The organism is Streptomyces sp. NPDC059477 (assembly GCF_042749375.1).
GTDB lineage: Bacteria > Actinomycetota > Actinomycetes > Streptomycetales > Streptomycetaceae > Streptomyces.
The window spans coordinates 1-5352 of the sequence record NZ_JBHYUG010000175.1 but is presented as its reverse complement, the minus strand read 5'-3'; the positions used below and the strand labels follow the sequence as shown (position 1 = coordinate 5352).

Here is a 5352-nt window from a genome sequence, read left to right as displayed (position 1 = left end):
GGCGGGGACGGCCCGAGGGCCGTCCCCGCCCCGGCATGAGCGCAGAGCGCTGGTGCCGCTACTCCTGCGACAGACGCTTGTTGAACTCTTCCTCGACCTGCGCGGCGGCTTCGGCCGGGGTCTTGCCGTTGAGCACGGCGGTCAGGTAGGTCTTGATCGGGTTCGGCGCGTTCTCGACCGCGGCCCACTCCGCGATCAGCGGGGTGGTGCCACCGAACGCGGCGGCCGGGGCGGCGGCCTCGGCGGCGGCGTTACCGGACAGGTTGGACTGGAGCGACTCCTTGTTCGGGATGACTCCGTTGGTCGCGGCGAGCTTGCCCTCGAACTCGTCCGACAGCGTGATCTTCAGGAACTCCTTGGCGAGATCCTGCTGCTCGCTGCCCTGGGCCACCGCGAGGTTGGAGCCACCGAGGAAGACGCCCTCGGGCTGCTCGGCGGTCGGACCCGGGATGGTGAAGTAGCCGATCTGCTCCTCGATCTCGGGGTTGGCCTCGATCGCGATGCCGGCTTCCCAGCCCATGCCGATGAAGGCACCGACGTTGCCCTCGGCGAAGACCTCACCCTGCTGCGGGGTGGCCTCGTCCTTGTCCTTGGGGGCCTCGGACAGGGCCTGGAACTTCTTGTACGTCTCCGCGGCGGCGGCGACCTCGGGAGAGTCGAGGTTGGAGACCCACTTGTCGCCGTCCTGCTTGACCAGCTCGCCGCCCTCGCCGACGACCAGGCCGACGAAGTAGTACCAGTTCTGGCCGGGCAGGTAGATCGGCTCGGCGTCGGTCTTCTCGCCGATGGTCTCCAGGTCCGCGTAGAACTGGTCGCGGGTGGTCGGCGTCTCCGTGATGCCGGCCTCTTCCCAGACCTGCTTGTTGTAGAGGACGACCCGGTTGGCGAAGTACCAGGGAGCCGCGTACTGCGTACCGTCGTAGATGGAGGATGCGTTCAGCGCCTCGGTCCAGTCGGCGCCGATCTCCTCCTTCAGGTCACTGAGGTCGGCCAGACCGCCGGTCTTGGCGTAGGCCGGCGTCTGGGTGTTACCGATCTCGAAGACGTCCGGCGGGTTCTCCTCGGACAGCGCGGTGGTCAGCTTCTGCTGGATGCCGTTCCACTGCTGGACCTCGAACTCGACCTTCGCCCCGGTCTCCTTCTCGAAGGCCGCGGCCACCTCCGCCTGCCAGTCGTCGGGCGAGGAACCGTCCATCACCCAGACGGTCAGCGTCTGCCCCGCGAACCCGTCAGCGCTCGTGTCCCCGCCACTGTCGTCCCCGCTGTCCCCTCCGCACGCCGCGATGGAAACCATCATCGCCGCGACACCGATCGCGGATATCAGCTTGCGCTTCACGCCACCCTCCTCAGGGATGCCACAAACCCCCCTGCCTCCCCGCGGTGCTCAGTCGAAACGCCGTGCGTACCGTCAATGGGGCCGGGACCTGGACCAATGGTGTAGACCAGTACCGGGAGCTTGGCTCAGACCAATTGGCCTGTCAAGGGTGGTTAAGCGCCCTCCCCGCGTCCGTGATGACACCGAGATATGCAGGGAACTTTCATTGCGCAAGGCACGTATCGGACGTACCACTTCGGGCATACCACCTGCGTCATCATGGTGTGATGGACTAGACCAACCGGGGTCACGAAGGTATACAGAGGAGATCACGGACGTGCGGCGGACCATCCGGAGGCGACAGAGGCAACCGGGAGTGGCCACGCGCGTACAAAGCCGTGCCACGATGTGAGCCGCGTCCGGCGGGTGCCGGTCGCTTCGGCACCCGGAGCCGGGAAGGCAGAGCATGACCACCGACGTCAGCAGTGCGGAGAACGAGGGTGGGGCGACCGTCCGTACCGCGCGCGTGCCCAAGTACTACCGCCTGAAGAAGCATTTGCTCGACATGACGGAGACGCAGGCGCCCGGCACCCCGGTGCCGCCCGAGCGCACGCTGGCCGCCGAGTTCGACACCTCGCGCACCACCGTCCGCCAGGCGCTCCAGGAGCTGGTGGTCGAGGGGCGGCTCGAACGGATCCAGGGCAAGGGCACGTTCGTCGCCAAGCCGAAGGTCTCCCAGGCGCTGCAACTCACCTCGTACACCGAGGACATGCGCGCGCAGGGACTCGAACCCACCTCCCAGCTGCTGGACATCGGCTACATCACCGCCGATGACCGGCTCGCCGGGCTGCTGGACATCAGTCCGGGCGGCCGGGTGCTGCGCATCGAGCGGCTGCGCATGGCCAACGGTGAGCCGATGGCCATAGAGACCACCCACCTGTCCGCCAAACGCTTCCCCGCGCTGCGCCGGAGCCTGGTCAAATACACCTCTCTCTACACCGCCCTCGCGGAGGTGTACGACGTCCATCTCGCCGAGGCCGAGGAGACCATCGAGACCTCCCTGGCCACCCCGCGCGAAGCCGGCCTGCTCGGCACCGACGTGGGGCTGCCGATGCTGATGCTGTCCCGCCACTCCCTCGACCGCGACGGCAAGCCGGTGGAATGGGTGCGGTCGGTCTACCGCGGGGACCGGTACAAGTTCGTCGCCCGACTGAAGCGGCCGGAGGCGTAGGACCGTACGCGGTACGTCCGCTTTACACAATCCCCTTACGCGGCACCGGTGTTCATGGCGTAGCGCGGATCATCTCGCTGCCGTACCGTCCTCCCGTCATCGCAGACGACGGGAGGACGACCCGTGCGCAGAGCACACCCCGCACCCGCCAGAACCATCGCCATCTGGACCCTGGTCGCACTGGTCGCCGGGGCCGGCTGGACGGTGCTCGCGCTGTCCCGCGGTGAGGAGATCTCCGCCGCCTGGATGATCGCGGCGGCCCTCGGCTCGTACGCGATCGCCTACCGCTTCTACTCCAAGTTCATCGCGTACAAGGTCCTCAAGGTCGACCGGACCCGGGCCACCCCGGCCGAACGGCTGGACAACGGGGTCGACTTCCACCCCACCGACCGGCGGGTGCTGCTCGGCCATCACTTCGCGGCCATCGCCGGTGCCGGGCCGCTGGTGGGTCCCGTGCTCGCCGCGCAGATGGGCTATCTGCCGGGCACCATCTGGATCATCGTCGGGGTGATCCTCGCGGGCGCGGTCCAGGACATGGTGGTGCTGTTCTTCTCCACCCGCCGCGACGGGCGTTCGCTCGGGCAGATGGCACGCGAGGAGATCGGCCCGTTCGGCGGGGCCGCCGCGCTGCTCGCCGCGTTCGCCATCATGATCATCCTGCTGGGTGTGCTGGCGCTGGTCGTCGTCAACGCCCTCGCCGAGTCCCCGTGGGGCACCTTCTCCATCGGCATGACGATCCCGATCGCCCTGCTGATGGGCTTCTATCTGCGGGTCCTGCGGCCCGGCCGGGTGGTCGAGGTGTCACTGATCGGCGTGGCCCTGCTCCTGCTCGCGCTGGTCTCGGGCCGCTGGGTGGCCGAGTCGTCCTGGGCGGACACCTTCACCCTCGAACCGGCCACGCTGGTGATCTGGCTGGTGGCGTACGGGTTCATCGCGTCGATCCTGCCCGTGTGGATGCTGCTCGCGCCCCGCGACTACCTCTCCACCTTCATGAAGATCGGCACGATCGCGCTGCTCGCGCTCGGGGTCGTCATCGCCCTGCCGACGCTGCGGATGGACGCGGTCACCCCCTTCGCCGCGAACGGCGACGGGCCGGTCTTCGCGGGCTCGCTCTTCCCGTTCGTGTTCATCACCATCGCCTGCGGCGCCCTGTCCGGGTTCCACGCGCTGATCTCCAGCGGCACCACGCCCAAGATGATCCAGAAGGAGACGCAGGTCCGGATGATCGGGTACGGCTCCATGCTGATGGAGTCGTCCGTCGCCGTGATGGCGCTGATCGCGGCCAGCATCATCGACCCGGGACTGTACTTCGCGATGAACGCGCCCGCCGGGGTCATCGGGACGACGGTGGAGAGCGCGTCGCAGGTGGTGACGGGCTGGGGCTACTCGATCTCGCCCGAGGACCTCGCCCGGGCGGCCAAGAACGTCGAGGAGTCCTCCCTCCTCTCCCGCACCGGCGGGGCGCCCACCCTCGCGGTCGGTGTCTCGGAGATCTTCTCGCAGGTCACCGGCGGCGGCCTGCGCGCCTTCTGGTACCACTTCGCCATCATGTTCGAGGCGCTGTTCATTCTGACCGCGCTGGACGCCGGTACGCGCGTGGGCCGGTTCATGCTCCAGGACATGCTGGGGAACGTGTACAAGCCGTTCAGGAACATCAGCTGGAAGCCGGGGCTGATCCTCACCAGCGCGCTCGTGTGCGGCCTGTGGGGGTACTTCCTGTGGGTGGGCGTCCATGAACCGCTCGGCGGCATCAACCAGCTCTTCCCGATCTTCGGCATCGCCAACCAGTTGCTCGCCGCCGTCGCCCTCGCCGTCTGCACCACCCTGCTGGTCAAGTCCGGGCGCCTCAAGTGGGCCTGGGTGACGGGCGTCCCGCTGATCTGGGACGTGACGGTGACGCTGACGGCCAGCTATCAGAAGGTGTTCTCCTCCGACCCGAGGGTCGGATTCTTCGAGCAGCGCCGGATCTTCCAGGACGCCATCGACGAGGGTACGGTCCTGGCGCCGGCCAGGACGATGGACGACATGCGGACCGTCGTCACCAACTCCACGGTCGACGGGGTCCTCACGGCCGTGCTGGCCCTGCTGATCATCGTGGTCCTCGTGGACGCGGCCCGCGTCTGCGTCCGCCATGTCCGGCGTCCGGCCCTGTCCACGCTCAGTGAGGCGCCGTACGTCGAGTCGAGGATCGTCGCCCCGGACGGTCTGTTCCCGACCGAGCGGGAGAGGGAGGAGGCGACGCGGGATGCGGTCGGCAGTGGGGCGGGGTCTTGAGGCGCGGGGGGTGCGGAGGGGGTGGTGCCGCCGGGTCCTGGCGGGCGTGCGCTGGTTTCTGCGGGAGCTGACCGACGAGTCGGCGTACGACCGCTACTGCGCGCATCTGCGCAAGGGCGACCCCGAGGCGGAGGTGCCGTCCCGGCGGGACTTCGAACGGACGCGGATGGATCGGCGGGAGGGGGATCCTCGGGAGGGGTTTCGGTGCTGCTGAGTCTGTGCGGGTGCGGGTTCGTCGTGGTTGTTTGCGCAGTTCCCCGCGCCCCTGAGCCTGGATGCCACCCGGGATTCCCAGGGCCCGGAACTTAGCGGGTACGGGTGCGGGTTCGTTGTGGTTGATCGCGCAGTTCCCCGCGCCCCAGAGGTGGGTGCCGGCACCCGGGATTCCCAGGGCCCCGAGCTGCGCGGGTACGGGTGCCGGTCCGTCGTGGTTGATCGCGCAGTTCCCCGCGCCCCAGAGGTGGGTGCCGGCACCCGGGATTCCCAGGGCCCCCCCGGGCGCGGGGGCGGGGGGGGGGGCGGGGGGGTTGGT

At 68.7% G+C, this 5352-nt stretch carries 4 protein-coding genes; 3 read left to right on the top strand and 1 reads right to left on the bottom strand.

What is annotated here, in order from left to right; translation table 11 throughout:
- Positions 1–58: 58 nt before the first annotated feature.
- Positions 59–1336 carry an extracellular solute-binding protein gene (locus tag ACFXAZ_RS39240; protein ID WP_384601778.1) on the bottom strand — a complete coding sequence of 426 codons (1278 nt, stop codon included), beginning with the start codon at positions 1334–1336 and terminating at the stop codon, positions 59–61.
- Positions 1337–1781: 445 nt separating this feature from the next.
- On the opposite strand from ACFXAZ_RS39240, the gene ACFXAZ_RS39235 reads away from it, so the two are divergent.
- From ACFXAZ_RS39235 to ACFXAZ_RS39225, 3 genes are all read left to right on the top strand, one after another.
- Positions 1782–2546, top strand: a complete 765-nt coding sequence (locus ACFXAZ_RS39235; RefSeq protein ID WP_382685125.1) for a GntR family transcriptional regulator — start codon at positions 1782–1784, stop codon at positions 2544–2546.
- 123 nt (positions 2547–2669) lie between these two features.
- Positions 2670–4820 (top strand): carbon starvation CstA family protein, encoded by a 2151-nt coding sequence (locus tag ACFXAZ_RS39230; protein WP_384601775.1) that lies wholly within the window; start codon positions 2670–2672, stop codon positions 4818–4820.
- Between the two features lie 10 nt (positions 4821–4830).
- Complete coding sequence (locus tag ACFXAZ_RS39225) at positions 4831–5034, top strand: YbdD/YjiX family protein (protein WP_384601781.1); 204 nt, start codon at positions 4831–4833, stop codon at positions 5032–5034.
- Positions 5035–5352 lie beyond the last annotated feature (318 nt).

Bases quoted from the DNA above. Each gene is read 5' to 3' on its own strand.
- ACFXAZ_RS39235 (WP_382685125.1), top strand. From the start codon at position 1,782: ATGACCACCGACGTCAGCAGTGCGGAGAACGAGGGTGGGGCGACCGTC.